The sequence below is a fragment of the Pseudomonas sp. NBRC 111123 genome, from assembly GCF_001320205.1.
Lineage (GTDB): Bacteria > Pseudomonadota > Gammaproteobacteria > Pseudomonadales > Pseudomonadaceae > Aquipseudomonas > Aquipseudomonas putida_J.
On record NZ_BCAZ01000040.1, the window covers coordinates 1 to 25,285 of the forward strand.

Annotated in this window: 23 protein-coding genes; 3 read left to right on the plus strand and 20 right to left on the minus strand. The window is 60.7% G+C overall.

Features of this window, described 5'->3' with window-relative positions:
* Positions 1-42: 42 nt before the first annotated feature.
* Positions 43-1,050 carry an amidohydrolase family protein gene (locus tag APH27_RS19010; protein ID WP_027921333.1) on the minus strand — a complete coding sequence of 336 codons (1,008 nt, stop codon included), beginning with the start codon at positions 1,048-1,050 and terminating at the stop codon, positions 43-45.
* Positions 1,051-1,165: 115 nt separating this feature from the next.
* Here APH27_RS19010 and APH27_RS19015 point away from each other — a divergent pair, with 115 nt between their 5' ends.
* Complete coding sequence (locus APH27_RS19015; protein WP_060485633.1) at positions 1,166-2,029, plus strand: pirin family protein; 864 nt, start codon at positions 1,166-1,168, stop codon at positions 2,027-2,029.
* Between the two features lie 30 nt (positions 2,030-2,059).
* Here the strand turns inward: APH27_RS19015 and APH27_RS19020 are convergent, their stop codons facing one another.
* From APH27_RS19020 to APH27_RS19035, 4 genes are all read right to left on the minus strand, one after another.
* Positions 2,060-2,785, minus strand: coding sequence for a dienelactone hydrolase family protein (locus APH27_RS19020; RefSeq protein WP_027921331.1), 726 nt, complete (start codon positions 2,783-2,785; stop codon positions 2,060-2,062).
* Between the two features lie 80 nt (positions 2,786-2,865).
* The gene (htpG, locus tag APH27_RS19025) at positions 2,866-4,773 is read right to left on the minus strand and encodes a molecular chaperone HtpG (RefSeq protein WP_027921330.1); all 1,908 of its coding nucleotides are present in this window, start codon (positions 4,771-4,773) and stop codon (positions 2,866-2,868) included.
* Positions 4,774-4,842: 69 nt separating this feature from the next.
* A complete protein-coding gene (locus APH27_RS19030) occupies positions 4,843-5,325 on the minus strand; it encodes a PaaI family thioesterase (protein ID WP_027921329.1) in 483 nt (160 codons plus the stop codon).
* Complete coding sequence (locus APH27_RS19035) at positions 5,322-5,798, minus strand: PaaI family thioesterase (RefSeq protein ID WP_060485634.1); 477 nt, start codon at positions 5,796-5,798, stop codon at positions 5,322-5,324. Before APH27_RS19035 ends, APH27_RS19030 begins: the two co-directional genes overlap by 4 nt.
* Before the next feature lie 153 nt (positions 5,799-5,951).
* On the opposite strand from APH27_RS19035, the gene APH27_RS19040 reads away from it, so the two are divergent.
* Complete coding sequence (locus APH27_RS19040; protein ID WP_027921327.1) at positions 5,952-6,227, plus strand: hypothetical protein; 276 nt, start codon at positions 5,952-5,954, stop codon at positions 6,225-6,227.
* A 67-nt stretch (positions 6,228-6,294) separates the two neighbouring features.
* Here the strand turns inward: APH27_RS19040 and APH27_RS19045 are convergent, their stop codons facing one another.
* The 11 genes from APH27_RS19045 to sdhC form a co-directional block, all read right to left on the minus strand.
* Positions 6,295-7,044: a DUF599 domain-containing protein gene (locus APH27_RS19045; RefSeq protein ID WP_060485635.1), complete on the minus strand. Its 750-nt coding sequence runs from the start codon at positions 7,042-7,044 to the stop codon at positions 6,295-6,297.
* Between the two features lie 183 nt (positions 7,045-7,227).
* Positions 7,228-8,541 carry a branched-chain amino acid transport system II carrier protein gene (gene brnQ / locus APH27_RS19050; RefSeq protein ID WP_027921325.1) on the minus strand — a complete coding sequence of 438 codons (1,314 nt, stop codon included), beginning with the start codon at positions 8,539-8,541 and terminating at the stop codon, positions 7,228-7,230.
* Positions 8,542-9,024: 483 nt separating this feature from the next.
* Positions 9,025-9,909: a succinate--CoA ligase subunit alpha gene (gene sucD, locus APH27_RS19055; protein WP_016393102.1), complete on the minus strand. Its 885-nt coding sequence runs from the start codon at positions 9,907-9,909 to the stop codon at positions 9,025-9,027.
* Positions 9,909-11,075, minus strand: a complete 1,167-nt coding sequence (gene sucC, locus APH27_RS19060) for an ADP-forming succinate--CoA ligase subunit beta (RefSeq protein WP_011534748.1) — start codon at positions 11,073-11,075, stop codon at positions 9,909-9,911. Before sucC ends, sucD begins: the two co-directional genes overlap by 1 nt.
* Before the next feature lie 172 nt (positions 11,076-11,247).
* A complete protein-coding gene (gene lpdA, locus APH27_RS19065; RefSeq protein WP_027921324.1) occupies positions 11,248-12,684 on the minus strand; it encodes a dihydrolipoyl dehydrogenase in 1,437 nt (478 codons plus the stop codon).
* Positions 12,685-12,777: 93 nt separating this feature from the next.
* The gene (gene odhB, locus APH27_RS19070; RefSeq protein WP_060485636.1) at positions 12,778-13,995 is read right to left on the minus strand and encodes a 2-oxoglutarate dehydrogenase complex dihydrolipoyllysine-residue succinyltransferase; all 1,218 of its coding nucleotides are present in this window, start codon (positions 13,993-13,995) and stop codon (positions 12,778-12,780) included.
* Between the two features lie 42 nt (positions 13,996-14,037).
* Positions 14,038-16,869, minus strand: coding sequence for a 2-oxoglutarate dehydrogenase E1 component (locus APH27_RS19075; protein ID WP_027921322.1), 2,832 nt, complete (start codon positions 16,867-16,869; stop codon positions 14,038-14,040).
* Positions 16,870-17,115: 246 nt separating this feature from the next.
* Positions 17,116-17,820 carry a succinate dehydrogenase iron-sulfur subunit gene (locus APH27_RS19080; RefSeq protein WP_012315348.1) on the minus strand — a complete coding sequence of 235 codons (705 nt, stop codon included), beginning with the start codon at positions 17,818-17,820 and terminating at the stop codon, positions 17,116-17,118.
* A gap of 11 nt (positions 17,821-17,831) precedes the next feature.
* Complete coding sequence (gene sdhA, locus APH27_RS19085) at positions 17,832-19,604, minus strand: succinate dehydrogenase flavoprotein subunit (protein ID WP_060485637.1); 1,773 nt, start codon at positions 19,602-19,604, stop codon at positions 17,832-17,834.
* A 3-nt stretch (positions 19,605-19,607) separates the two neighbouring features.
* Positions 19,608-19,976 carry a succinate dehydrogenase, hydrophobic membrane anchor protein gene (gene sdhD / locus APH27_RS19090; protein WP_027921320.1) on the minus strand — a complete coding sequence of 123 codons (369 nt, stop codon included), beginning with the start codon at positions 19,974-19,976 and terminating at the stop codon, positions 19,608-19,610.
* Positions 19,970-20,356 carry a succinate dehydrogenase, cytochrome b556 subunit gene (gene sdhC, locus APH27_RS19095; protein WP_012315350.1) on the minus strand — a complete coding sequence of 129 codons (387 nt, stop codon included), beginning with the start codon at positions 20,354-20,356 and terminating at the stop codon, positions 19,970-19,972. Before sdhC ends, sdhD begins: the two co-directional genes overlap by 7 nt.
* Positions 20,357-20,707: 351 nt before the next feature.
* On the opposite strand from sdhC, the gene gltA reads away from it, so the two are divergent.
* Positions 20,708-21,997 carry a citrate synthase gene (gene gltA, locus APH27_RS19100; RefSeq protein WP_054899921.1) on the plus strand — a complete coding sequence of 430 codons (1,290 nt, stop codon included), beginning with the start codon at positions 20,708-20,710 and terminating at the stop codon, positions 21,995-21,997.
* A 211-nt stretch (positions 21,998-22,208) separates the two neighbouring features.
* On the opposite strand, the gene APH27_RS19105 is transcribed toward gltA, so the two are convergent.
* The 4 genes from APH27_RS19105 to APH27_RS19120 all read right to left on the minus strand — a co-directional run bounded on the left by APH27_RS19105 (position 22,209) and on the right by APH27_RS19120 (position 25,213).
* Entirely contained in the window at positions 22,209-22,814 is a 606-nt protein-coding gene (locus APH27_RS19105; protein ID WP_060485638.1) for an START domain-containing protein, read from the minus strand.
* Between the two features lie 33 nt (positions 22,815-22,847).
* The gene (locus APH27_RS19110; RefSeq protein ID WP_027921317.1) at positions 22,848-23,102 is read right to left on the minus strand and encodes a YkgJ family cysteine cluster protein; all 255 of its coding nucleotides are present in this window, start codon (positions 23,100-23,102) and stop codon (positions 22,848-22,850) included.
* 124 nt (positions 23,103-23,226) lie between these two features.
* Entirely contained in the window at positions 23,227-23,703 is a 477-nt protein-coding gene (locus APH27_RS19115; protein ID WP_060485655.1) for a hypothetical protein, read from the minus strand.
* Between the two features lie 67 nt (positions 23,704-23,770).
* Positions 23,771-25,213 (minus strand): PLP-dependent aminotransferase family protein, encoded by a 1,443-nt coding sequence (locus APH27_RS19120; protein ID WP_027921315.1) that lies wholly within the window; start codon positions 25,211-25,213, stop codon positions 23,771-23,773.
* Positions 25,214-25,285: the final 72 nt, after the last annotated feature.

Consider the following 25,285-nt stretch of genomic DNA (forward strand, 5'->3'; position numbering starts at 1 on the left):
TCCCTGTGGGAGCGGGTTTACCCGCGAAGAGGCCGGTACAGGCTAATGCTGAGCCTTGGGCAGCACCGCCAGAAAGTTATCCCGCGCCACCTTATTGGCTACTTCTTCCGGCAAGGCATCCAGAAACGGCCTGAACCCGTGCATCTGCTCCCCCAGGCTGCCAAAACGCCCCACCACATCCGACCCCAGCATGAACCGCTCCGGGTACTGTTCGACCAACGCCAGCCATTCCTTGCGCGGCACGCCCTTGTCGTCCAGCAGATAAGGCTGCAACACACTCCACGACAGGTCCACATACAGGTTTGGGTAATCCTCCAGCAACCGCGTCAGCACCGGCAGCAGGAAGTCCATCTGCGTCTGGTGCCGGTGAATTTCCATGCTGCTGCCGGCATGCGCCCAGATGAAGCGCGTGTGCGGGTGGTTGCGCAGCGGCTCTTCGATCTCCGCCAGGTACAGCGGGTTGCGCTCGCGCTTGGAGGTGATGTTGGAATGCAGGAGCACCGGGAGGTCGCGCTCGGCCGCCAGGTGGTAGATGCGCGTCATGGCTTCGTTATTGGCCCGCGGTGTATCGCCACTGGTCAGCGCAGTCAGGTCGTCATGCCGGGTAAACACCTCGCCGATCCCTTGCCACAGCCCCGGGTTAAGTTCGAGCATGCGCTCGATATGGCTGACAGCATTCTTGTCCACTGGATTGAAACCGGTCAGAAAAGGATGAAAACGTTTTCGCTGCTCGGCCGGCAGCTTTTCCAACGCGGCAGCGACATAGGTATCGGTGGCGCTATACCAATAGGCATCAGCGTCGTCGCCGGCGTAATAGCGCGGGCGCTTGGGCTCGTCTTCGTGCCATTTCTTAGCGACCGGAATACCAGAAATCATCGAGTGCTCGACACCCGCCTGATCCATGGCCTTGATCAGCGCCGGCATGCCCTCGGTCTCCTGGAAAAAGTCCACGTAGTGCAAATGGGCATCGCTGTAGCGGTAGTCACGAGCCTGTGCCGCCTGGCATAGCCAGCCAGACAACAGCATGCAGGCCAGCGCTCTGGCAATCATGGGCGTGCTCCTTCTCCATGCATGAACAGGGTAGACCGGGCAGCCAGCGCAACGGTTCAGCATTGCCCGGCAAACCGCTATGCTTGGGGCATTTCCACCTCGCCTGGAGCCCACCATGAGCAGCCCCCTGATCATCCGCCCACGCGCCGAATCGGTCGAGGGCCAACCGATCCTGCGCCCGCTGCCCTCGGCCCAGTGCCGCAGCGTCGGCCCGTTCGTGTTTTTCGACCATATGCTCGAGACCGACTATGCGCCGGGCCATGGCATGGATATCCGCCAGCACCCGCATATCGGCCTGTCCACCCTGACCTATCTGTTCGAAGGCGCGATCCTGCACAAGGACAGCCTTGGCTCGGAGCAGCGCGTACTGCCGGGTGATGTGAGCTGGATGACCGCCGGCAAAGGGGTAGCGCATGTCGAGCGTACACCTGTGGACGCCTTGGCCCATGGCTCACGCCTGCATGGGCTGCAGGTGTGGCTGGCCTCTCCCCAGGCACTCGAACAAGGCGAACCGAGCTACAGCCACCACCCCGCGGCGAGCTTGCCGGTCAGTGACAACCTGGGCGTGCGTATCTGCATGATTGCCGGCAGCGGGTTCTGCCTGGAGTCACCGGTGCCGGTGCTCTCCCCTACCCTTTATGCGCATGTGCTGATGCAGGCGGCCACTACCTTGGTAGTTCCTGACGAACATGCGCAGCGGGCGCTGTATCTGCTCGACGGCGAACTGTTCATGGACGGCGAGCAGGTCGAGGCCTGTAGCCTGATCGTGCTGGCGGAAGGGGAAGAGGTCACGCTGTATGCCGAGGAGGAGTGCCAACTGGTGCTCATTGGCGGCGAGCCGCTGGATGGACCGCGGCGGATGAACTGGAATTTTGTGGCCAGTGATGTGGAATTGATCGAGCAGGCACGGGCCAAGTGGGCAGCGGGGGATTGGCCGACGGTGCCTGGGGAAACGTCGAGAATCGAGTTGCCTCGCTGAATTGGGGCCGCTTTGCGGCCCCATGCAATGTCAGCGCTGGAACACTTCGGTGAGCAGGTTGTGCATCGAGCGGAACGCCCGCTCAGAGGTACGGCGGTCGTACTGCATCTTGCCCGGCACATTGGCATTCGGGTCAGTGAACGAATGCACCGCACCACCGTAGCTCAGCAACTGCCAATCCACCTTGGCCGCATTCATCTCCTCCTCGAACGCCGGCAGTTGCTCCTTCGGCACCAGCGGATCGGCAGCGCCATGCAGCACCAGCACCGAGCCCTTGATGCGCTTGGCGTCTTCCGGGTTCGGCGTATCAAGCGTGCCGTGGAACGACACCGCCGCCCTCAGGTCGGCACCGGTACGGGCCAGTTCCAAGGCGCAGCAACCGCCGAAGCAGAAGCCGAAGGTGGCGACCTTGCCTGGCTCCAGTAACGCCTTGGACTGCGCCAGCAGCTGCGACAACGCCTCGTTCATGCGCTTGCGCAGCTCGGCCCGGTCATTTTTCAGCGGCATCATCGCCGCGCCAGCCTCATCCGCATTGGACGGGCGTACCGACTGCCCATACAGGTCGGCAATCAGCACCACGTAACCCTTTTCGGCCACTTCCTTGGCAATGCGCTCGGCGCCTTCGCCAATACCCATCCAGTTCGGCGCCATCACCAGGCCGGGCTTTGGCAGCGCACCCGGCTCGTAGACCAGGCGGCTCTCATAAGTCTTGCCGGACAGGTGATAGACCAGCGATTCGACGATTACCTTGCTCATCAAGCACTCCTTAGGCACTTTTTCATAAAACAACCCGCCATGAAAAAAGCCCGCCGAAGCGGGCTTTCCTATGCATCAACTCAAGCAGACAGCTCGACCAGCAGCTTGTTCAGGCGACGAACGTAAGCCGCCGGGTCCTTCAGGCTGTCACCGGCCGCCAGCGCGGCCTGATCGAAGAGGATGTGCGACAGCTCGGCGAAACGGTCTTCGCTCTGCTCGTTGTCCAGCTTCTCGATCAACGGGTGAGTCGGGTTGAATTCGAAGATCGGCTTCGAGTCCGGCACCTTCTGCCCGCTGGCTTCCAGGATCTGGCGCATCTGCAGGCCCAGGTCCTGTTCACCGATGGCCAGAATCGCCGGCGAGTCGGTCAGGCGGTGCGACACCCGCACTTCGGCCACGCTGTCACCCAATGCACCTTTCAGACGCTCGACCAGGCCTTCTTTGTTCTTGGCGACTTCTTCCTGGGCCTTCTTGTCCTCTTCCGAGTCCAGCTTGCCCAGGTCCAGGTCGCCACGGGCGACGTCGACGAATGCCTTGCCGTCGAACTCGTTGAGGTAGCTCATCAGCCACTCGTCGATACGGTCGGTCAGCAGCAGTACCTCGATACCCTTCTTGCGGAAGACTTCCAGGTGCGGGCTGTTCTTGACCTGCGCGTAAGACTCGCCGGTGAGGTAGTAGATCTTGTCCTGGCCTTCCTTGGCGCGAGCCAGGTAATCGGCCAAGGCAACGCTCTGCTCGCCACTGTCGTCCTGGGTGGAGGCGAAGCGCAGCAGGCCAGCGATCTTTTCCTTGTTGGCGAAGTCTTCAGCCGGGCCTTCCTTCAGCACCTGGCCGAAGTTTTTCCAGAAGCCCTTGTACTGCTCAGGCTCGTTCTTGGCCAGCTTCTCCAGCATGTCCAGCACACGCTTGGTCAGCGCGGTCTTCATCGAGTCGATGATCGGGTCTTTCTGCAGAATTTCGCGGGATACGTTCAGCGACAGGTCATTGGAGTCGACCACACCCTTGATGAAACGCAGGTACAGCGGCAGGAACGACTCGGCCTGGTCCATGATGAACACGCGCTGCACATACAGCTTCAGGCCGCGCGGTGCTTCGCGCTGGTACAGGTCGAACGGTGCACGGGCCGGTACATACAGCAGCGAGTTGTATTCGAGCTTGCCTTCGACCTTGTTGTGGCTCCAGGCCAGCGGGTTCTCGAAGTCATGACCGATGTGCTTGTAGAACTCCTGGTATTCCTCGTCCTTCACCTCGGAGCGCGAACGGGTCCACAGGGCGCTGGCGCGGTTGACGGTTTCCCATTCCTGCGCAGGTTTTTCTTCACCCTCGGCGGCTTCGGCCTGCTCCTTGGGCAGCTCGATCGGCAGGGCAATGTGGTCGGAGTACTTCTTGACCACGTTGCGCAGGCGCCAGCCATCGGCGAATTCCTGCTCGTCCTTCTTCAGGTGCAGAACGATGCGGGTACCGCGCTGCGGCTTGTCGATGGTGGCGACTTCGAACTCGCCCTCACCTTTGGACGACCAGTGCACGCCTTCGGCGGCCGGCTGGCCGGCGCGCCGGCTGTAGACGTCGACCTTGTCGGCGACGATGAAGGCCGAATAGAAGCCCACACCGAACTGACCGATCAGGTGCGAATCCTTCTTCTGGTCACCGGTAAGGTTTTTCATGAAGTCGGCGGTGCCGGACTTGGCGATGGTGCCCAGGTGGGCAATGACATCCTCGCGGCTCATGCCGATGCCGTTGTCCTCGAGGGTCACGGTACCGGCGTCCTTGTCGAAGCTGAGGCGGATCTTCAGGTCGGCGTCGCCCTCGAGCAGCTCTGGCTTGGCCAGGGCCTCGAAGCGCAGCTTGTCGGCGGCGTCGGAGGCGTTGGAGATCAGCTCACGGAGGAAGATCTCCTTGTTCGAGTACAGCGAATGGATCATGAGGTGCAGCAGTTGCTTCACCTCGGTCTGGAAGCCCAGCGTTTCTTTTTGAGTCTCCACACTCATGGTCTTCAAAACTCCGATCTGATGGCAGTGGCGCCTGGCGGCCGACGTGGCCTGCCTTAACGGCGGATGTCATGCAGATGGGGGCTGCCCGGACGATTTCAAGGGCTTTTCCGGTTCGATCTTGAAATGTGCGCGAGCAGTGGCGATCGGCGACTGCCGGTCTGCCTGCCAGGCGGTGATGGCGACATTGGTCACCCGCCGCCCCTGACGCCACAGCTGGCAATGGGCGTAGGTATCGCGAAAATGCCCGGCACGCAGGTAGTCGATGGAGAAATCGATGATCTTCGGAATGCTCGCGCTCTCGCTGTAGATCAGCAGGTACAGGGCCGCGGAAAGTTCCATGAAGCCGGCAATGACGCCACCATGGATGGCCGGCAGCAACGGGTTGCCGATGTTGTCCTGGCTGGCCGGCAGGCGGAACAGCAAGTCGTCGCCATCGCGCTGGCACTCGATGCCGATCAGGCCGGCGTATGGGATCAAGGCCAGCAAGGGACCGTAGTCACCCACCGCGTGAGCCGCGTTCAACTGCCTGCGAACGTCTTCAGGGATCATGCCCCACCCTCCTTCAGGCTGCTGCCGAAACGGATGCCACCCTTGATCTCCTGACCCAGGCGCATGAAGGTCCCTACCGCATGGCAGATCGGCTGCCCAGGGTCGTCCTGATAGGCCGTGCCACGGGTGAAAATGACGTCGCGGGTCACGCGATAGCACTGGGCATGGCCGTAAATCGGCTTGCCCGGTACCGCGGCGTGCATGTAGTCGATACGCAGATCCAGCGTCGGGCACACCTCGAAGCGTGGCAGCACGCACAAGGTGGCCATGCCACACGTGGTATCCATCAACGTGGTCAACGCCCCGCCATGCACCGCGCCGGTTTGTGGGTTGCCGACGATCGCCGGCGACCAGGGCATGACCAACGTCATGCCGTCGCTGTCGGCCTGGGCCACACGCATCTGCAACAACTGGCAATGTTTCAATGCTGAAAGAAAGCGTTCGGCCATGGCCTGCAAGCTTGAATCGTTCATACGCTGCTTCCGTGATCACTGCAGTGGCGGCATAAAACCTGTAAAAAGTCTATCTAGCACGGGGTGTTATATATCTTTAAAACGTGTGGAACTTATTCCGCATGACTGAACTCGAAGGAACAACTCACTTATTCACCAAGAGGAAACACCCCCATGCGTAAACCTTTTGCTTTTGCTCTGATGCTGGCTGCTGCCATGGGCCTGGCTGCTTGCGATAAAGCGAGCGAAGACAAAGCCCAAGACGCACAAGAACATCGTGAACAAGCCCAGGAAAAGATGGGTGATGCTCAGGATAAGATGAACGACGCCGCCAAGGAAAACGCCGAAGCTGCCAAAGATCAGGCCGAAGCCGAGCAGAAGGCCGCCGAAGAGGCCGCCCCCGCTACTCCTGCGCCGTCAACTGCGCCTGCAGAACCTGCTAAGCAGTAATCGACCCAAACAAAAAAACCCGACATCGTCGGGTTTTTTTGTGCCTGCTTTTAGTGAGTTAAACGTTTCAGTTAATGCTGCTGGAACTTTCCCTGGGCACTTCTGTCATCGCACTCTCAGTGGGGGTGAACACCATCACGTCCAATACATCGGAATGGAACTCCCGTCGATACAGAATCAGCACGACACCCACACTCACGACCATGAACAGCCAGGGGCTGATGAACCAGGTAAGCATGGCCATCCCGAAGTAATAAGAACGCAGGCCAAAGTTGAATTGGTTGGCTGCAAGGGACAGCACCCGTGCTGCGCGCGAAGCGAAAGCCTTGCGCTCCAGTTCATTGACCTGGCGCTCACCGATCATAGGCGCGGACCCCACCAGCACTGCGGCAAAGTTGTACTGACGCATGCACCAGCTGAAGGTGAAGAAGGCGTAGACAAAGACCATTGCCAGGCACAGCAGCTTGATCTCCGACATGCCTTGGGACGCCTGCTGCACCAGAGGCAGGTCCGCCAGCAGTGACAGCGCGCGATCCGAAGCACCCAGCACGGTGAGAATACCAGCGAGGATGATCAGAGTACTGGAGGCGAAGAACGAGGCATTGCGCTCCAGGTTACCGATCACGCTGGCGTCGGCGATGCGGTTGTCGCGCAGTAGCATACGGCGCATCCAGTCTTCCCGGTACAGGTGCAGCACGCTGGCCAGGCACGCGGTGTCGCGGCCCTTCCAGATGGCATAGCGGGTGTAACCGCCCCAGCAGAGGGCGAACCAGCAGACAGCCAGGAGGTTGTGGAGGTTGCTTTGGATGAAGTTCATGCAGAATTCCCGAAGGCCAGGTGCACAAAGAATAGTGACCGGATTTCGACGCCTACAAGCGGTAAAAGGCACAAACATGAAATGAAAAAGCCCCGCATCCTTTCAGATGCGGGGCTTTCGAGTCTCCACCTTTGGCGAGCACCCTACGGCTTGTGGCCGGTGCCGCCCTCAGGCTTCAACTTCTCAGGCCAACGCTTCGCGCGGCTTGCCGAGCATGCGGTCGCAGGCCACGGCGCCGATCAATGTCACGACCGAAGGCACCAGCCAGGCCAGGCCCTGATCACTCAGCGGCAGGTGCGCCATGACGTCTGGCAGCACGTGGGCGATGTCGCTGCCCTTGATCGCGTCGACGATACCGAACACCAGCGAAACCAGCATCACTGGAGCCAGGATGCGAGTCGGCGAATTCCACAGGTCCTTCACGAAGCTCAGGCCCACCACCACGATGCACGGCGGATAGATCGCGGTCAGCACCGGGATCGAGAACATGATCAGCTTGGTCAGGCCCAGGTTGGAAATCAGCAGCGAGAAGCCTGCCAGGATCACCACCAGTGCACGGTACGACAGCGGCAGAATCTGGCTGAAGTATTCGGCGCAGGCGCAGGTCAGGCCAACGGCAGTCACCAGGCACGCCAGGGCGATCAGCACGGCAAGGAAGCCGCTGCCCAGGGAACCGAAGGTGTGCTGTACATAAGCGTGCAGAACAGCGGCACCGTTGGTGGCATCGGCGGCGATATCGTGGCTGCCGGCACCCAGGCGGAACAGGCTGATGTACACCAGGGCCAGGCCGACACCGGCGATCAGGCCGGCGATGATGGCATAGCGGGTGATCAGCTTCGGCGACTCGACACCGCGCGAGCGGATGGCGTTGACGATGACGATACCGAATACCAGGGCACCAAGGGTGTCCATGGTCAAGTAGCCATCGGAAAAGCCTTTGGAGAACGCAGCGGCGGCATAGGCCGGCTGTGCTTCACCGATGGTCCCGGCTGGCAAGGCGAAGGCAGCGATACCCAGCACCGCCAGGGCGATGATCTTCAGCGGCGCGAGGAAGCGGCCGACAGTGTCAAGCAGCTTGCCCGGGTACATGGACACGGCCAGTACCACGACGAAGTACACCAGGCTGTAGATGAACAACGCTGTCGGGCTTTCACCGGTCAACGGCGCCACGCCCACTTCGAACGACACGGTCGCGGTACGCGGCGTCGCGAACAGCGGGCCGACTGACAGGTAGCACACGGCCGCCAGCAGGCCACCGAAGAACTTGCCGATCGGACTGCTCAGGGCGTCCATACCACCACCGACCTTGGCCAGGGCGACCACGGTGATGACCGGCAGGCCCACGGCGGTAACCAGGAAGCCCAGGGCCGCCATCCATACGTGCGGGCCAGACTGCAGACCAACGATAGGCGGGAAGATGATGTTGCCAGCGCCTACGAAAAGCGCAAACGTCATAAAGCCAAGCGCCAGGATATCCTGGCCTTTGAGAACTTTCATTTAAGGTAGTACCACACTGCTGAAATCGGGATTCGAGAGGGGATTTCCCTTTGGATGAGGGGAAATGCTGCCCGGCTTGATAGGCCAGACCCGTTTAGCGTGTCGTTCCCTTTTGGGGTACGGGCACAGAGTGAACGCGTAGATTAACCGTTTTACCCGGTAAACGCACTGATACAGTGCTGCTTGTCCGATGTGCGTACATGTTTGTCCTCTGTGTGACCGAAGACAGTAGGAATTATCTCCGTATTGAAACGTTCGTCTGCTTCAAAATTCCTATGGTACCCATCGAAAATTCCGCATTGCCTGTGCCGGCCTCTTCGCGGGTAAACCCGCTCCCACAGATACCTCACAAGTATCAAGGCTAGTGATTTTCCTGTGGGAGCGGGCGTGCCCGCGAAGAGGCCGGTGCAGGCCCCCCCCCCCCCGAAAACGACAAAGGCCACCCGAAGGTGGCCTCTGTGCGCGTGGGGGGTGTAGCAGGTATTACTTCTTGGCTTCCCAGCCGGTCAGCTCGGCCAAGGCCTTGCCGATATCAGCCAGGGAACGCACGGTCTTCACACCAGCGTCCTGCAGCGCGGCGAACTTCTCGTCCGCAGTGCCTTTGCCGCCGGAAATGATGGCGCCAGCGTGGCCCATGCGCTTGCCCGCAGGTGCGGTAACACCCGCGATGTAGGAAACGACTGGCTTGGTGACGTTGGCCTTGATGTAGGCCGCAGCTTCTTCTTCAGCCGAACCGCCGATCTCACCGATCATGACGATCGCTTCGGTCTTCGGGTCTTCCTGGAACAGCTTCAGGATGTCGATGAAGTTGGAGCCTGGGATCGGGTCGCCACCGATGCCCACGCAAGTCGACTGGCCGAAGCCGGCGTCGGTGGTCTGCTTGACCGCTTCGTAGGTCAGGGTGCCGGAACGCGAAACGATACCGACCTTGCCTGGCAGGTGGATGTGGCCTGGCATGATGCCGATCTTGCACTCGCCCGGAGTGATGACGCCTGGGCAGTTAGGGCCGATCAGGGTCACGCCCAGTTCGTCGCACTTGACCTTGGCATCCAGCATGTCCAGGGTAGGAATGCCTTCGGTGATGCAGACGATCAGCTTGATGCCGCCGAATGCCGCTTCCAGGATCGAGTCCTTGCAGAACGGAGCCGGAACGTAGATGACCGAAGCGTCAGCGCCGGTGGCTTCTACGGCTTCTTTCACAGTGTTGAACACTGGCAGGCCCAGGTGGGTGGTGCCACCCTTGCCTGGAGTAACGCCGCCGACCATCTTGGTGCCGTAGGCGATGGCTTGTTCGGAGTGGAACGTACCCTGCGAGCCGGTGAAGCCCTGGCAGATGACTTTGGTGTCTTTATTGATCAGGACGCTCATTACTTGCCCTCCGCAGCTTTGACAACTTGTTGAGCAGCGTCGGTCAGGCTGGTTGCCGCAATGATGTTCAAACCGCTTTCTGCCAGTACTTTAGCGCCCAGTTCGGCGTTGTTGCCTTCAAGGCGAACGACAACCGGAACTTTAACGCCGACTTCTTTCACTGCACCGATGATGCCTTCGGCAATCATGTCGCAGCGAACGATGCCACCGAAGATGTTGACCAGAACAGCCGCGACATTGCTGTCGGACAGAATGATCTTGAACGCTTCGGTAACGCGTTCTTTGGTCGCGCCGCCGCCCACGTCGAGGAAGTTGGCTGGCTTGCCGCCGTGCAGGTTGACGATGTCCATGGTACCCATGGCCAGGCCGGCACCGTTGACCATGCAGCCGATGTTGCCTTCGAGGGCAACGTAGTTCAGTTCGAACTTGGCAGCGTGGGCTTCACGGGCGTCGTCCTGCGACGGGTCGTGGAAAGTCTTCAGCTTAGGCTGACGGTACATGGCGTTGGCGTCGATGTTGATCTTGGCATCGAGGCAGTGCAGGTCGCCATCGGCCTTGATCACCAGCGGGTTCACTTCCAGCAGGGCCAGATCGTGGTCTTTGAACAGCTTGGCCAGGCCAACGAAGATCTTGGCGAACTGTTGAACTTGCTTGCCTTCCAGACCCAGCTGGAACGCCAGCTCACGACCCTGGAACGGCTGAGCGCCAACCAGTGGGTCGATGGTAGCCTTGAGGATCTTCTCAGGAGTTTCGTGAGCGACTTTCTCGATGTCCACGCCACCTTCGGTGGAAGCCATGAACACGATACGGCGGCTCGAACGATCCACTACAGCGCCCAGGTACAGCTCTTTGGCGATGTCAGTGCAGGACTCGACCAGGATCTTGGAGACTGGTTGACCGTTGGCGTCAGTCTGGTAGGTCACCAGATTCTTGCCCAACCACTGCGCAGCGAACGCCTTGGCGTCTTCCTTGCTGCGAACCAGCTTGACGCCGCCCGCTTTACCGCGACCACCCGCGTGGACCTGAGCCTTGACGACCCATTCCGAACCGCCGATCTTGTCGCAGGCTTCAGCCGCTTGCTCAGGGGTATCGACAGCGAAACCCTTGGAAACTGGCAGGCCGTATTCAGCGAACAGCTGCTTACCCTGATACTCGTGAAGATTCATGCTTTTTACCGTCTTCGTTAGGTACTGCGCTTCGGCGCTGCGCCATTACTGGCGCCGCACCACCTGTGACCATTGACCCCGGGTTTTCCCGTGTAGTCCGGTCCGGCGGACGTTCCGCGGTGAGTCATGCACGCAAGACTCACGACGGGCAGCCCGCCGTGGTTTCTTATAATTAACGCTTCTTACGGTTGGCCACGTGAATGGCGCCGCCATTCACTGCCAGCGCTGCTTCATGCAGCGCTTCGGACAGGGTTGGATGGCTGAAGACCATCATGCCCAGATCCTCGGCACTGGTGCCGAATTCCATTGCGATTGCGCCCTGCTGTACCAGTTCGGCAGCGGATGGGCCAATCACGTGAACGCCCAGCACGCGGTCGGTCTTGGCATCGGCGATGACCTTGACGAAACCACCGGTATCGTTGGCTGCCATCGCACGGCCGCTGGCCGCGAACGGGAAGGTGCCTACGTTAACCTCAACACCCTCGGCCTTCAAGGCTTGTTCGGTCTTGCCGACCCACGCAATTTCCGGGTGGGTGTAGATGACCGACGGGATCAGGTCGTAGTTCATCTGAGCCTTGTGGCCCTTGATGCGCTCGACAACCATGATGCCCTCTTCCGAGGCCTTGTGCGCCAGCATCATGCCACGCACCACGTCACCGATGGCGTATACGCCAGGAACGCTGGTAGCGCAGTAGTCGTCGACGAAGATGTAGCCACGTTCGTCGATGGTAACGCCGCTGTCGGAAGCCAGCAGATCAGTGGTCACGGGGCGCCGGCCGACCGCGACGATCAGCTTGTCGAAGGTGATCTTCTGCTCGCCTTCGGCGTTGGTGTAGGTCACTTCGACTTCGTTGCCGTTGACTTTCGAGCCGGTGACGCGGGCACCCAGCTTGATGTCCAGGCCTTGCTTGGTCAGAGTCTTCTGGGCTTCTTTCGACACGGCGGTGTCGGCAGCCATCAGGAAGGTGTCCAGCGCTTCCAGGACGGTGACTTCAGCACCCAGGCGAGCCCATACCGAGCCCAGCTCCAGGCCGATCACGCCAGCACCGATCACGCCCAGGCGCTTCGGTACCGATTGGAATTCCAGGGCGCCGGTGGAGTCGACGATGACGTTCTGGTCGACCGGAGCCGGCGGAATGTCGATCGGACGCGAACCGGAAGCGAGGATGACATTCTCGGCTTCAATGACTTCGGTGGTGCCGTCAGCCTGGGTGACTTCAACCTTCTTGCCAGCCAGCAGTTTGCCGTGGCCCTGGATCGAAGTAACGCCGTTGGCCTTGAACAGGGTGGCAACGCCACCGGTCAGGTTCTTGACGATGCCCGCCTTGCGGCCAACCATCGCGGCGACGTCCATCTTCACTTCACCCGTGGAGATACCGTGGACGTTGAAGCTCTCTTTGGCTTCCTTGTACTTCCAGGAGCTGTCCAGCAGCGCCTTGGACGGAATGCAGCCTACGTTCAGGCAGGTGCCGCCCAGGGCCAGCTTGCCCTCGGCGTCGGTGTACTTCTCGATACAGGCAGTCTTCAGACCAAGTTGTGCGGCCTTGATGGCAGCAACATAGCCGCCAGGGCCTGCACCAATTACCACTACGTCGAATTTCTGGGTCATAAAAGATTCCTTATCAGCTACAAGCTACAGGCCGCGGACCGCGCGGCATGGCTTCTCGCGAAGCCAGGGCCGGCACGGTACGCAGCCAGAGGGTTAGATGTCCAGCAGCAGGCGAGACGGATCTTCCAGCAGGTTCTTGATGGTGACCAGGAAGGTTACCGCTTCCTTGCCATCGATCAGGCGGTGATCGTAGGACAGTGCCAGGTACATCATCGGGCGGATAACCACTTGGCCGTTGATGGCCATCGGGCGCTGGATGATGTTGTGCATGCCCAGGATGGCAGCCTGTGGCGGGTTGACGATCGGGGTCGACATCATCGAGCCGAAAGTGCCGCCGTTGGTGATGGTGAAGGTACCACCGGTCATCTCTTCGATGGCCAGCTTGCCGTCACGGGCCTTCTTGCCGAAGGTGGCGATGCCGTTCTCGATTTCAGCCAGGCTCATCGATTCCGCGTTACGCAGAACCGGTACCACCAGGCCACGGTCGCTCGACACGGCAACGCCGACGTCGGCATAGCCGTGGTAGACGATGTCGTTGCCGTCGATCGAGGCGTTGACAGCCGGGAAACGCTTCAGCGCTTCGGTGGCCGCCTTGACGAAGAACGACATGAAGCCCAGGCGTACGCCGTTGTGGGTCTTCTCGAACAGGTCCTTGTACTTCGAACGCAGGGCCATGACTTCGGTCATGTCGACTTCGTTGAAGGTGGTCAGCATGGCCATGTTCGACTGGGCTTCGACCAGACGCTCGGCGATCTTGGCGCGCAGACGGGTCATCGGCACGCGCTTCTCGGTGCGGTCGCCAGCGGCAACGACAACCGGGGCAGCAGCGGCGGCGGCAGGCTTGGCCGCTGGGGCCGGAGCCGACTTCTTGTTGGCGACGGCGGCAACGACGTCTTCCTTGGTGATGCGGCCGCCTTTGCCAGTGCCGGCAACGGCAGCCAGATCGATACCGCTCTCTTCAGCCAGCTTGCGAGCGGCAGGAGCTGCGATCGGGTCGTCTTCGCCAGCGTCGGCGGCAGCAGCGGCTGGAGCAGCGGCGGCCGGTGCAGCTGCAGGCGCTGCGGCAGCAGCGCCACCTTCAACGATCGAACCCAGTACTTCGTCGGACAGGACGGTGTCGCCCTCGCCCTTGACGATAGCGCCCAGCACGCCGTCGGCGGTAGCCAGAACTTCCAGGACGACCTTGTCGGTCTCGATGTCGACGATCAGCTCGTCACGCTTGACGGCGTCGCCCGGCTGCTTGTGCCAGGTGGCAACGGTGCCATCGGCAACCGATTCCGGGAAGGTTGGGGCTTTGATCTCGATAGCCATTATCTGTGTTTCCTTAAATTCGGTTTCAGGTGCGCGAAGGCATTAAACAGTGAAGGCGTCTTGCAGCAGTTTTTCCTGCTGCTCGGCGTGCTTCGATGCGTAACCACAGGCTGGCGCGGCGGAAGCGTCGCGGCCGGCGTATTCCAGGACCAGCGCCTTGTTGTGGCGGCCCAGGATACGGCGCATGTGGTGCTGACTGCTGTACCAGGCGCCCTGGTTCATCGGTTCTTCCTGGCACCAGACCGCATGCTTGAGGTTGGTGTATTGCGCCAGGATCTCGACCAGGTCGTCCTCAGGGAACGGATACAGCTGCTCCAGACGCAGGATCGCGATGTCTTCGCGGCCTTCGGCACGGCGTTTTTCCAGCAGGTCGTAGTAGACCTTGCCGCTGCACAGCACCAGGCGCTCTACCTTGGCCGGGTCGAGGTTGTCGATTTCCGGGATCACGGTCTGGAACGAGCCTTCTGCCAGGTCTTCCAGGGTCGAGATGGCCAGCTTGTGGCGCAGCAGCGACTTCGGCGTCAGGACTACCAGCGGCTTGCGCAGCGGGCGGATGACCTGGCGACGCAGCAGGTGGTAGATCTGTGCAGGGGTGGTCGGTACGCAGACCTGGATGTTGTGCTCGGCGCACAGCTGCAGGTAACGCTCCAGACGCGCGGAGGAGTGCTCCGGGCCCTGCCCTTCATAACCGTGTGGCAGCAGCATGGTCAGACCGCACAGGCGGCCCCACTTATGCTCGCCGCTGGTGATGAACTGGTCGATCACGACCTGGGCACCGTTGGCGAAGTCACCGAACTGGGCTTCCCAGATCACCAGCGCATTCGGCGTGGTGGTCGAGTAGCCGTATTCGAAGGCCAGTACCGCTTCTTCCGACAGGAAGGAGTCGTACAGGTCGAAACGCGGCTGGCCCGGGAACAGGTTCTTCAGCGGTACGTAGGTGCTGGCGTCCTTCTGGTTGTGCAGCACCGCGTGACGGTGCGAGAAGGTGCCACGGCCGATGTCCTGACCGGTCATGCGGATCGGGTGACCTTCGAATTGCAGGGTGGCGTAAGCCATGGTCTCTGCATAACCCCAGTTGATCGGCAAGCCACCGGCCTGCATCTTCTGACGGTCTTCGTAGATCTTCGCGACCTGACGCTGTACGACGAAGCCTTCGGGAAGTTCCAGCAGCTTGGCCGACAGGTCCTGCAGGGTCTTGAGGTCGAAGCGGGTGTCGTGACGCGCGGTCCAGGCATGGCCCAGGTACGGACGCCAGTCGACGAACAGCTCGCGGTTCGGCTCCTTGACCAGGCTCTTCACCACGTGCAGGCCGTTGTCCAGGGCGTTGCGGTACTCGTCGATCTTGGCCTGAGCGCGCTCGGCCTCGATACGGCCCGCCTGGATCAGCGAATCGGCATACAGTTCACGGGTGGTGCGCTGCTTGGTGATCTGCTGGTACATCAAAGGCTGGGTGCCGTTCGGCTCGTCGGCCTCGTTGTGGCCGCGGCGACGGTAGCAGACCAGGTCGATGACCACGTCACGCTTGAACTGCATGCGGTAATCGATGGCCAGCTGGGTCACGAACAGTACGGCTTCCGGATCATCACCGTTGACGTGCAGGATCGGCGCCTGAATCATCTTGGCAACGTCGGTGGCGTACTCGGTGGAGCGCGCATCCAGCGGGTTGCTGATGGTGAAACCAACCTGGTTGTTGATCACGATGTGCACGGTGCCGCCGGTCTTGAAACCGCGGGTCTGCGACATCTGGAAGGTTTCCATGACCACGCCCTGGCCGGCGAACGCAGCGTCGCCGTGGATCGAGATCGGCAGAACCTTGTCACCCACGGTATCGTTGCGGCGGTCCTGACGGGCGCGCACCGAACCTTCAACCACTGGCGAGACGATTTCCAGGTGGGACGGGTTGAACGCCATGGCCAGGTGAACTTCGCCACCCGGGGTCATCACGTTCGAAGAGAAGCCCTGGTGATACTTGACGTCACCGGAGCCCAGCTCGTTCATCTTCTTGCCTTCGAACTCGTCGAACAGCTCGCGCGGGTTCTTGCCGAAGGTGTTGACGAGCACGTTCAGGCGGCCACGGTGGGCCATGCCGATCACGACTTCCTTGACGCCGTAGGAGCCGGAACGCTGGATCATTTCGTCCAGCATCGGGATCAGGCTTTCGCCGCCCTCGAGGCCGAAACGCTTGGTGCCTGGGTACTTGGTGCCCAGGTATTTCTCAAGGCCCTCACCGGCGGTCACGCGCTCGAGCAGGTGTGCCTGCACGTCGGCCGAGAATTCCGGACGGCCGCGCACGCTTTCCAGGCGCTGCTGGAACCAGCTGCGCTGCTCGGAATCGACGATGTGGGTGAACTCGGCGCCAATGGTGCGACAATATGTCTTCTGGAGTGCCTCGAAGATCTCGCGTAGGCTCGCCTCCTCTTTGCCGATGAACAGGTCGCCGGCACGGAAGGTCGTATCAAGATCGGCATTGGTCAAGCCGTAGTGATTGATCGACAGGTCTACAGGCGCAGGTCGCTGCCACAACCCCAACGGGTCGAGCTTGGCAGCCTGATGACCGCGCATACGATAGGCCTGGATCAGTCGCAGAACTTCAACCTGCTTCTTCTCGTGTTCTGTGCTCACGCTCCCGGCGGAAACCGGTTGGGCGCGGCGCTGGTTCTTTGCCAGCAGTACGAAATGGTCGCGGATCGTCGAGTGCGATACATCGGTAGCGGTGCTGCCGTCGGCGGGCAACTTCTGGAAGTAAGTGCGCCACTCTTCTGGCACAGCGTTAGGGTCGTGCAGGTAGAGTTCGTAGAGCTCTTCCACATATGCAGCGTTACCACCTGAAAGGTGGGCGCTTTCCCACATGCGCTGCATCACGCTTTCTTGCATGCTTGGTCACCCTCGGTTAGGGGACTGATCGGCGAGAGCCACAGCAAACCTGGAAAAGTCCGAATAAAGCGACTGAACCACGCCACTTGGATCCTGCTGATTTTCCGGGTACCAGCCCGGAAAGCCCCTGCTGGTCTCATATCTTCATAGGTATCGAGCGCGAGCTTTGTGGGCCCTTGCTCAGGTTTTACCTCAGTGCGGGCTCACCACCCGCACCTCGGCTTACTGCAGTTACAACGCTTTGTATCAGGTGCCGCTTTGCAGCAGCATGTTACGTACGTGACCGATTGCCTTGGTCGGATTCAGACCCTTCGGACAAACGTTGACGCAGTTCATGATCCCGCGGCAGCGGAATACGCTGAACGGATCATCCAGGGACGCCAGGCGCTCCTGGGTCTTGGTGTCACGGCTGTCGGCCAGGAAGCGGTAGGCCTGCAGCAGAGCGGCCGGGCCCAGGAACTTGTCTGGGTTCCACCAGAACGACGGGCAGGAGGTCGAGCAGCAAGCGCACAGGATGCACTCGTACAGACCGTCCAGCTTGTCGCGATCTTCCGGCGACTGCAGACGCTCGATGGCCGGAGCCGGCGTGTCGTTCTGCAGGAACGGCTTCACCTTCTCGTATTGCTTGTAGAAGATGCTCATGTCGACCACCAGGTCACGAATGACCGGCAGGCCTGGCAGCGGACGCAGAACCAGCTTGTTGCCCTTGACCACGCCCGACAGCGGGGTGATGCAGGCCAGGCCGTTCTTGCCGTTCATGTTCATGCCATCGGAACCGCAAACGCCTTCACGGCAGGAGCGACGGTACGAGAAACCCTCGTCCTTCTCCTTGATCAGCGCCAGCACGTCCAGCACCATCAGGTCCTTGCCGCCGGTATCGACGTCGAACGACTCCATCTTGGGCGCCGAGTCGGTGTCCGGGTTGTAACGATAAACTTCGACTTTCAACATAGCAGCCACCCTTAGTAAGTCCGGACTTTTGGTTCGAAGGCTGGAACAGTCTTCGGCGCAAAGTTGACGTCACGCTTGGCGACGCGCTTCTCACCCGGGTAGTACAGGGTGTGGCACAGCCAGTTTTCGTCGTCACGGTCTTCGAAGTCTTCACGGGCGTGAGCGCCGCGGGACTCTTTACGGGCTTCGGCCGCAATGGCGGTCGCTTCGGCGACTTCCAGCAGGTTCTGCAGCTCCAGCGCTTCGATACGCGCGGTATTGAAGGCCTGGGACTTGTCGTTGATCTTGACGTTGGCGATGCGCTCACGCAGGCCGGCCAGCTGCTCGATACCCTTCAGCATGTATTCGCCAGTACGGAATACACCGAAGTAGTTCTGCATGCAGCTTTGCAGCTCGCGCTTGAGGCTGGCAACGTCTTCGCCAGTGGAGCGCTCGTTGAGCTTGTTCAGACGGCTCAGGGCAACATCGATGTCGGTGTCGCTGGCGTCGAGGTGCTCGATGCCGTCGCTCAGCGCCTTCTCCAGGTGCAGGCCGGCAGCACGGCCGAACACCACCAGGTCGAGCAGCGAGTTGCCGCCCAGGCGGTTGGCACCGTGAACCGATACGCACGCCACCTCACCTACGGCGAACAGGCCAGGGATGATGTGATCCTTGCCTTCTTCGTCCATGGTGATGGCCTGGCCATGAATGTTGGTGGCAACGCCGCCCATCATGTAGTGGCAGGTTGGAACGACCGGAACCGGGGCGACCACTGGGTCGACGTGGGCGAAGGTCTTGGACAGCTCGCAGATGCCTGGCAGGCGGCTGTGCAGCACTTCCTCGCCCAGGTGGTCCAGCTTCAGCAGTACGTGGTCCTTGTTCGGGCCCACGCCATTGCCGGCGATGATTTCCTTGACCATGGAACGGGCGACCACGTCGCGGCCGGCCAGGTCTTTCGCGTTCGGCGCATAACGCTCCATGAAGCGTTCGCCGTGGGCGTTGATCAGGTAGCCACCTTCACCGCGGCAGCCTTCGGTGACCAGTACACCGGCGCCGGCGATGCCGGTCGGGTGGAACTGCCACATTTCGATGTCCTGCACCGGAACGCCTGCACGCAGGGCCATGCCGATACCGTCACCGGTGTTGATCAGGGCGTTGGTGGTGGAGGCGTAGATACGACCGGCACCGCCAGTGGCCAGAACGGTGGCCTTGGACTTGATGTACATGGTTTCGCCGGTTTCGATGCAGATCGCGATCACGCCGACGAAAGCGCCTTCCTTGTTCTTCACCAGGTCAACGGCATAGTACTCGTTGAGGAAGGTGGTGCCTGCCTTCAGGTTGCCCTGGTACAGGGTGTGCAGCAGCGCGTGACCGGTACGGTCGGACGCAGCACAGGTACGGGCGGCCTGGCCACCCTTACCGAAGTCCTTGGACTGGCCACCGAACGGACGCTGGTAGATACGGCCGGTTTCGGTACGCGAGAACGGCAGCCCCATGTGGTCCAGCTCGAAGACCGCAGCCGGGCCTTCCTGACACATGTATTCGATAGCGTCCTGGTCACCGATGTAGTCGGAACCCTTGACGGTATCGTACATGTGCCAGCGCCAGTCGTCGTTCGGGTCGGCCGAAGCGATGGCGCAGGTGATGCCGCCCTGGGCGGATACAGTGTGCGAACGGGTCGGGAAGACCTTGGTGACTACGGCAGTCTTGTGACCGCCCTGGGCCAGCTGCAGCGCTGCGCGCATGCCGGCGCCGCCGCCACCGATGATGATGGCGTCGAAGGAAATGGTTGGAATGCTAGCCATGGATCAGATACCCCAGAGAATCTGCACACCCCAGACGAAGTAAGCGAACATCGCAACGCCGCATACCGCCTGGAACAGGAAACGAATCGCAGTCGCCGACTTGCCGAACGACATTGGCGTCAGGTAGTCGGTGGCGATGGTCCACATGCCGACCCAGGCGTGAGCGCCCAGGGCAACGAGGGCCAGCAGACTGAAGATCCGCATCGCGTTGTTGGAGAACAGACCATGCCACTGGGTGTAGTCGATGCCCGGGTGGCAGACCACGTAGCCGATCAGGAAAATGAAGTAAGCCGCGAGAACGACCGCCGATACGCGCTGCGCCATCCAGTCATAGAGGCCCGAACGCGACAGGTTCGTGACATTGGTTACCATACCCAAACTCCCACCAGAACGATCAGCACCACGGAGATGACGATCACGATTTTCGAGCCCAGCTTGCCGCCTTCCAGCGTCTCACCGATACCCATGTCCATGATCAGGTGGCGTACACCTGCCACGAGGTGATAAAGCAGGGCGGACAGCAGGCCCCAGGTCACGAACTTGGCCAGCGGGCTGGTCAGACACGCCTTCACCTCACCGAAGCCTTCCTCGGAACCCAGCGACTTGCCCAGTGCATAAAGCATGATGGCAAGGCCGAGGAACAGGATGACGCCGGAGATACGGTGCAGAATGGACGTGTACGCAGTGACAGGAAGCTTGATGGTCCTTAGGTCTAGGTTTACAGGTCGTTGGCTTTTCACGGCTTTTTTCACACTGAAGAGCCCCTAGCGAATCAGGGCAAAGTTGTTGGTAAGTGTACTGGTCAGGTACCCACCACCCAGGGAACGGCGACCCCCAGCAGTTCGGGCTTGCAAGCCCCTGGGAGTCGGGTGCCGAGTATAGACAGTTAGGCTGCTTATGACAACGTGACGGGGTAGCCCAAATAGCGGATTGCCTTTAGTGAGCAAAAGGCGTAAATGGGCGAGAAATTCGTGAAAAATCAGGCCTTGAAGGCCGTTTCAACCAGCCTTTAGGCAAATTGACATTCGAATTTACTTCTCTATAGTGGTGCGGGCCCTGCGTGGGGGGCTGTCTGATGATTTCAAGCATTAATAGGAGGCCACATGGCTGACAAAAAAGCGCAGTTGGTCATCGAGGGCGCTGCCCCCGTCGAGCTGCCCATTTTAACCGGCACCGTTGGTCCTGATGTAATCGACGTCCGCGGGTTGGGGGCCACTGGTCACTTCACCTTCGACCCTGGTTTCATGGCGACCGCCTCGTGCGAGTCGAAGATCACCTACATCGATGGCGACAAGGGCGTGCTGCTGCACCGCGGCTACCCGATCGAACAGCTCGCCGAGAAATCGGATTACCTGGAAACCTGCTACCTGCTGCTCAACGGCGAACTGCCGAACGCCGAGCAGAAGGCCCAGTTCGTCAGCACCGTCAAGAACCACACCATGGTTCACGAGCAGCTGAAGTCCTTCTTCAACGGTTTCCGCCGCGACGCTCACCCAATGGCGGTGATGTGCGGCGTGGTCGGCGCCCTGTCGGCGTTCTACCACGACTCCCTGGACATCAATAACCCGCAACACCGCGAAATTTCCGCGGTGCGCCTGGTCGCCAAGATGCCGACCCTGGCCGCGATGGTTTACAAGTACTCCATGGGCCAGCCGATGATGTATCCGCGCAACGACCTGTCGTACGCGGAAAACTTCCTGCACATGATGTTCAACACGCCGTGCGAGATCAAACCGATCAGCCCGGTGCTGGCCAAGGCAATGGACCGGATCTTCATCCTCCACGCCGACCACGAGCAGAACGCTTCCACTTCCACCGTGCGCCTGGCGGGCTCCTCGGGTGCCAACCCGTTTGCCTGTATCGCCGCCGGTATCGCCGCACTGTGGGGCCCGGCCCACGGCGGTGCGAACGAAGCAGTCCTGACCATGCTCGATGAAATTGGCGATGTTTCGAACATCGACAAGTACATCGCCAAGGCCAAGGACAAGAACGATCCGTTCAAGCTCATGGGCTTCGGGCATCGCGTCTACAAGAACCGCGACCCGCGCGCCACCGTGATGAAGAAGACCTGCGACGAAGTCCTGGGCGAGCTGGGCATCAAGAACGATCCTCAGCTGGAACTGGCCATGCGCCTTGAAGAGATCGCCCTGACCGATCCGTACTTCATCGAGCGCTCGCTGTATCCGAACGTCGACTTCTACTCGGGCATCATCCTGAAGGCGATCGGCATTCCGACCAGCATGTTCACCGTGATCTTCGCCCTGGCACGCACTGTCGGCTGGATCTCGCACTGGAAAGAAATGCTCTCCAGCCCGTACAAGATCGGCCGCCCTCGCCAGCTTTACACCGGCGAACTGCAGCGCGACATCGTCGAGCTGAAGGACCGCAAGTAAGCTCTACGAGCCGAACGCAAAAAGGCTGCCCTCGGGCAGCCTTTTTTATTGCCAACTCAAAGCCGCGCAGTACTGAAGAAGCGGCCTTGTGTCGCGAAAGGGCCGCGAAGCGACCCCTGCTGGATCACGGCAAACCGATGATCCGGGGGTCGCTCAGCGACCCTTTCGCGACACAGGGCCGCCCCCACAAAGGCCGCAGCCCGCCTGAACCTCAGTTCTTCTCGGCCCGCTCGCGCAGCCCTTTCAGGGTATTGAAAGGCGCATCCACCACGAACTTGTTGGCCACCATCGCAGGCACGCTACCACCTGGCTCGGTGTGCACCTGATAGGTCACCTCGGTGCCGTCACCCTTGGGCACCAGCTTCCAGAAGCCCTGCACCTTCGCCACCCGCACAAAGCCCTTTTCTTCCGGAATGTAAGTCGGCTCTTCGACCAGATTGCGGGTCAGGCTGCCGTCAGCCCCCTTGACGGTGGTGATATGCAACACGGAATCACGCGGCGTCACCGGCCACGGCGTATTGAACTGGGTATAGGTCCAGCTCTGGTCACCTTCATGCTTGAGCAGCTTCTGCGACTTGCACTCATGTATCCAGGCACAGGCCCCCGCCACATCCTCCTGCAGCGCCTGGACCTTGGCCAGCGGCGCCTTGATCAGGGTCACGCCCTGGTAAGCCTTGTACTTGGAGCCCGGCACCTCACTCAGCGAGACCTTGATCCCCTCTTCGTCCTTGGCCACCTGCCAGTTTTCGGCCCAGGCAGCCGGCGCCAGCAGGACACCCATGCCACACAGCAGTGCAATACGCTTGAACGATCTCATCATGTTTATCCTTGTTTTCGAAGATCCAGCCTCTCACGCCGCCGTTATCTGCTCCCACCAGCCAAGAATCCTGATCGCCTCGTCGCGGTCACTGCCGCACACCTCGATATCCGCCTTGAAACCACCGCACACCGCCGGCCGCTCGGGCTTGCCGAACAAGTCGCAGAGATTTTCTGCAGTCAGGTGCAAGCAGCGCTCGCCCGCCGGCTTGCCTTGAGGCATGCGCGGCATCGCCGAGCTGATGGACGGGGCGATGCAGCAGGCACCACAACCCTCACGACAATTCATGACTAAATCAGGACCCCCTGAAGCAAAACGGGACGAACGCCCCTGGATAGTAACCGCTCAAACAGATGTTTGAAATTGCTGGCCCAATGAAATCTGCCGTGACCCGGCAGTCAGTTGGACCTGCTCAGTTGCGGAACTCGAAATCGATTGCAGCACCTTCCACATCGCGGCGGCTATCGTTGCGCAGCTGCAGCTGCATCTCGTTGCTGATCAAGCGGCCATTGAGCTGAAACGGGCTGTCGCTGGTTTCGGGCTTTTCCGTGAACATGGCGGGCAGCAAAGGTTTGCGGCGAGTCGAAGCATCGCCCACCTCAGGCTCGAGGTTCTTCACCATGTCGGTCGGCAGGCTCAGGTCCAGCTTGGCTTTGGGCAAAGACTGCGAGACTGCCTTGCTGACCGGCTTGGGCTTGGCTTTAGACTTGGCCTTGGCCTTGCTGCTCGCCGGCTTGGCCTTTGCTGCAGGCTTTGCTGGCGCCTTGCCCTTGGCCTTGTCGTGCCCCGCCTGCACCTGGACAGCTGGCTGCGCAGCCTGAACCACACCACAAGGCAGGCAGAACGGGGCAATACAGATTATCAGGGCAGCACTTCGCAACAGATTCATGGACATCGACAGACAGGTGGAATTGTAAAAGTGCGTATGCTCTCTGTTCCACCCGTTGCTGGCAAGCCTACAAAAGTGAGGGCTGCGATTCTCTGCACAATTGCTGGGCCAACAGCCCCAGCGTGATAACTGCCCTTTCGGCCTCCTTGTTCCAAGGAATGCCACAGTTGAGCCGTATGCAGTGGTTGAACTGCTCGGTGTTACTGAAGATCAGCCCGGGCGCGATACTGATGCCCTGCTCCAGCGCGCGCACATGCAACTCCTGGGTATTGACCCGCCCTGGCAGGCTGACCCAGAGGATGAAGCCGCCGGTTGGCCGCGTCATCTGGGTACCCTCCGGGAAGTGCTGCTGCACCGCCAGCTGGTAGGCACTGAGGTTCTTGCGGTATTCCTGGCGGATATAGCGCAGGTGCCGGTCATAACCACCGTTCTCCAGGTACGCCGCCACGCCCATCTGCGTCACACTGCACGCCGAGTGGGTGGTGAAGGTCTGCAGGCGCTGAATTTCATCCTGATAACGCCCCGCCACCATCCAGCCGACGCGCACCCCAGGCGAAAGGGTCTTGGAAAAGCTCGAGCAGTAGATCACCCGGTCCAACCGGTCGAAGGCCTTGAGCGCCTTGGTCTTGCCCTGCTCGAACATCAACTCGCCGTAGATATCGTCTTCGACGATCTGGATATCGAAGTCCGACGCCAGGCGCAGCAACTGCTTCTGCCGCTCTTCAGGCACGGTGCCACCCAGCGGGTTGCTCAAGCGCGTGGTCAGCACCAAGGCCTTGATCGACCATTGATTGGCCGCCAGCTGCAAGGCTTCGAGACTGATGCCGGTGGACGGGTCACTGGGGATCTCGATCACCTTCAACCCCAAGAGGTCGGCCAGCTGCAGAAGCCCATAGTACGTCGGCGACTCGGCCGCGATCAGGTCACCCGGGCGGGTCAACACCCGCAGCGACATCTGCAACGCATCGACACAGCCATGGGTGACGATCACTTCACGTGGGTCGACCAGCACGCCAGCATCACGCATGCGGATGGCGATCTGCCGACGCAACGGCTCGAAGCCGGGGCTGAACATGTAGCTGAAGGCACGTGGACTGTGAAAGCGGGTGACCTTGGCGATCTGTTGATGCAGGGCGCGCACCGGCAGATAGTCGACGTGCGGCACGGCGGCGCCGAATGGGAACACGCCATCGCGACGCGCCTCGGTCAGTACCTGCTGGATGATGCTGGCACGCGTCACCAGGCCAGGGCGCTCGACCCGGGCAATATCCGGCGTTTGCGCAGTCAGGGCAGGCGTCTGGTGCACGTAGTAGCCCGACTGCGGCCGGGCACGAATCAGGCCCTGATCCTCGAGATTGGCATAGGCCTGCAACACCGTGGCATGGCTGACGTTAAGCTGGGCGCTCATCTTGCGCACGGACGGCACGCGCTCGCCTGGCTGGTAGACACCGCGACGGATGTCATCGGCCAGTTGCTGGGCGATACGCTGGTACAGCAGCAGGTTGGTCATGGGGCAGTCTCGGCACGCGGGCGGGCTCGTTGTTCTTGTACGACACACTGACGGTAGAGCATACCGTAACAG

Excerpts from the sequence above, each read along its gene's own strand:
- sdhD (WP_027921320.1), bottom strand. The coding sequence starts at position 19,976 with ATGGTAACCAATGTCACGAACCTGTCGCGTTCGGGCCTCTATGACTGG.
- sdhA (WP_060485637.1), bottom strand. The coding sequence starts at position 19,604 with ATGGCTAGCATTCCAACCATTTCCTTCGACGCCATCATCATCGGTGGC.
- brnQ (WP_027921325.1), bottom strand. The coding sequence starts at position 8,541 with ATGAAAGTTCTCAAAGGCCAGGATATCCTGGCGCTTGGCTTTATGACG.
- APH27_RS19075 (WP_027921322.1), bottom strand. The coding sequence starts at position 16,869 with ATGCAAGAAAGCGTGATGCAGCGCATGTGGGAAAGCGCCCACCTTTCA.
- APH27_RS19120 (WP_027921315.1), bottom strand. The coding sequence starts at position 25,213 with ATGACCAACCTGCTGCTGTACCAGCGTATCGCCCAGCAACTGGCCGAT.
- htpG (WP_027921330.1), bottom strand. The coding sequence starts at position 4,773 with ATGAGTGTGGAGACTCAAAAAGAAACGCTGGGCTTCCAGACCGAGGTG.
- lpdA (WP_027921324.1), bottom strand. The coding sequence starts at position 12,684 with ATGACCCAGAAATTCGACGTAGTGGTAATTGGTGCAGGCCCTGGCGGC.
- sucC (WP_011534748.1), bottom strand. The coding sequence starts at position 11,075 with ATGAATCTTCACGAGTATCAGGGTAAGCAGCTGTTCGCTGAATACGGC.
- APH27_RS19080 (WP_012315348.1), bottom strand. The coding sequence starts at position 17,820 with ATGTTGAAAGTCGAAGTTTATCGTTACAACCCGGACACCGACTCGGCG.
- sucD (WP_016393102.1), bottom strand. The coding sequence starts at position 9,909 with ATGAGCGTCCTGATCAATAAAGACACCAAAGTCATCTGCCAGGGCTTC.
- APH27_RS19105 (WP_060485638.1), bottom strand. The coding sequence starts at position 22,814 with ATGAGATCGTTCAAGCGTATTGCACTGCTGTGTGGCATGGGTGTCCTG.
- APH27_RS19030 (WP_027921329.1), bottom strand. The coding sequence starts at position 5,325 with ATGATCCCTGAAGACGTTCGCAGGCAGTTGAACGCGGCTCACGCGGTG.
- APH27_RS19020 (WP_027921331.1), bottom strand. The coding sequence starts at position 2,785 with ATGAGCAAGGTAATCGTCGAATCGCTGGTCTATCACCTGTCCGGCAAG.
- APH27_RS19045 (WP_060485635.1), bottom strand. The coding sequence starts at position 7,044 with ATGAACTTCATCCAAAGCAACCTCCACAACCTCCTGGCTGTCTGCTGG.
- APH27_RS19010 (WP_027921333.1), bottom strand. The coding sequence starts at position 1,050 with ATGATTGCCAGAGCGCTGGCCTGCATGCTGTTGTCTGGCTGGCTATGC.
- APH27_RS19035 (WP_060485634.1), bottom strand. The coding sequence starts at position 5,798 with ATGAACGATTCAAGCTTGCAGGCCATGGCCGAACGCTTTCTTTCAGCA.
- gltA (WP_054899921.1), top strand. The coding sequence starts at position 20,708 with ATGGCTGACAAAAAAGCGCAGTTGGTCATCGAGGGCGCTGCCCCCGTC.
- APH27_RS19115 (WP_060485655.1), bottom strand. The coding sequence starts at position 23,703 with ATGAATCTGTTGCGAAGTGCTGCCCTGATAATCTGTATTGCCCCGTTC.
- odhB (WP_060485636.1), bottom strand. The coding sequence starts at position 13,995 with ATGGCTATCGAGATCAAAGCCCCAACCTTCCCGGAATCGGTTGCCGAT.
- APH27_RS19040 (WP_027921327.1), top strand. The coding sequence starts at position 5,952 with ATGCGTAAACCTTTTGCTTTTGCTCTGATGCTGGCTGCTGCCATGGGC.
- APH27_RS19015 (WP_060485633.1), top strand. The coding sequence starts at position 1,166 with ATGAGCAGCCCCCTGATCATCCGCCCACGCGCCGAATCGGTCGAGGGC.
- APH27_RS19110 (WP_027921317.1), bottom strand. The coding sequence starts at position 23,102 with ATGAATTGTCGTGAGGGTTGTGGTGCCTGCTGCATCGCCCCGTCCATC.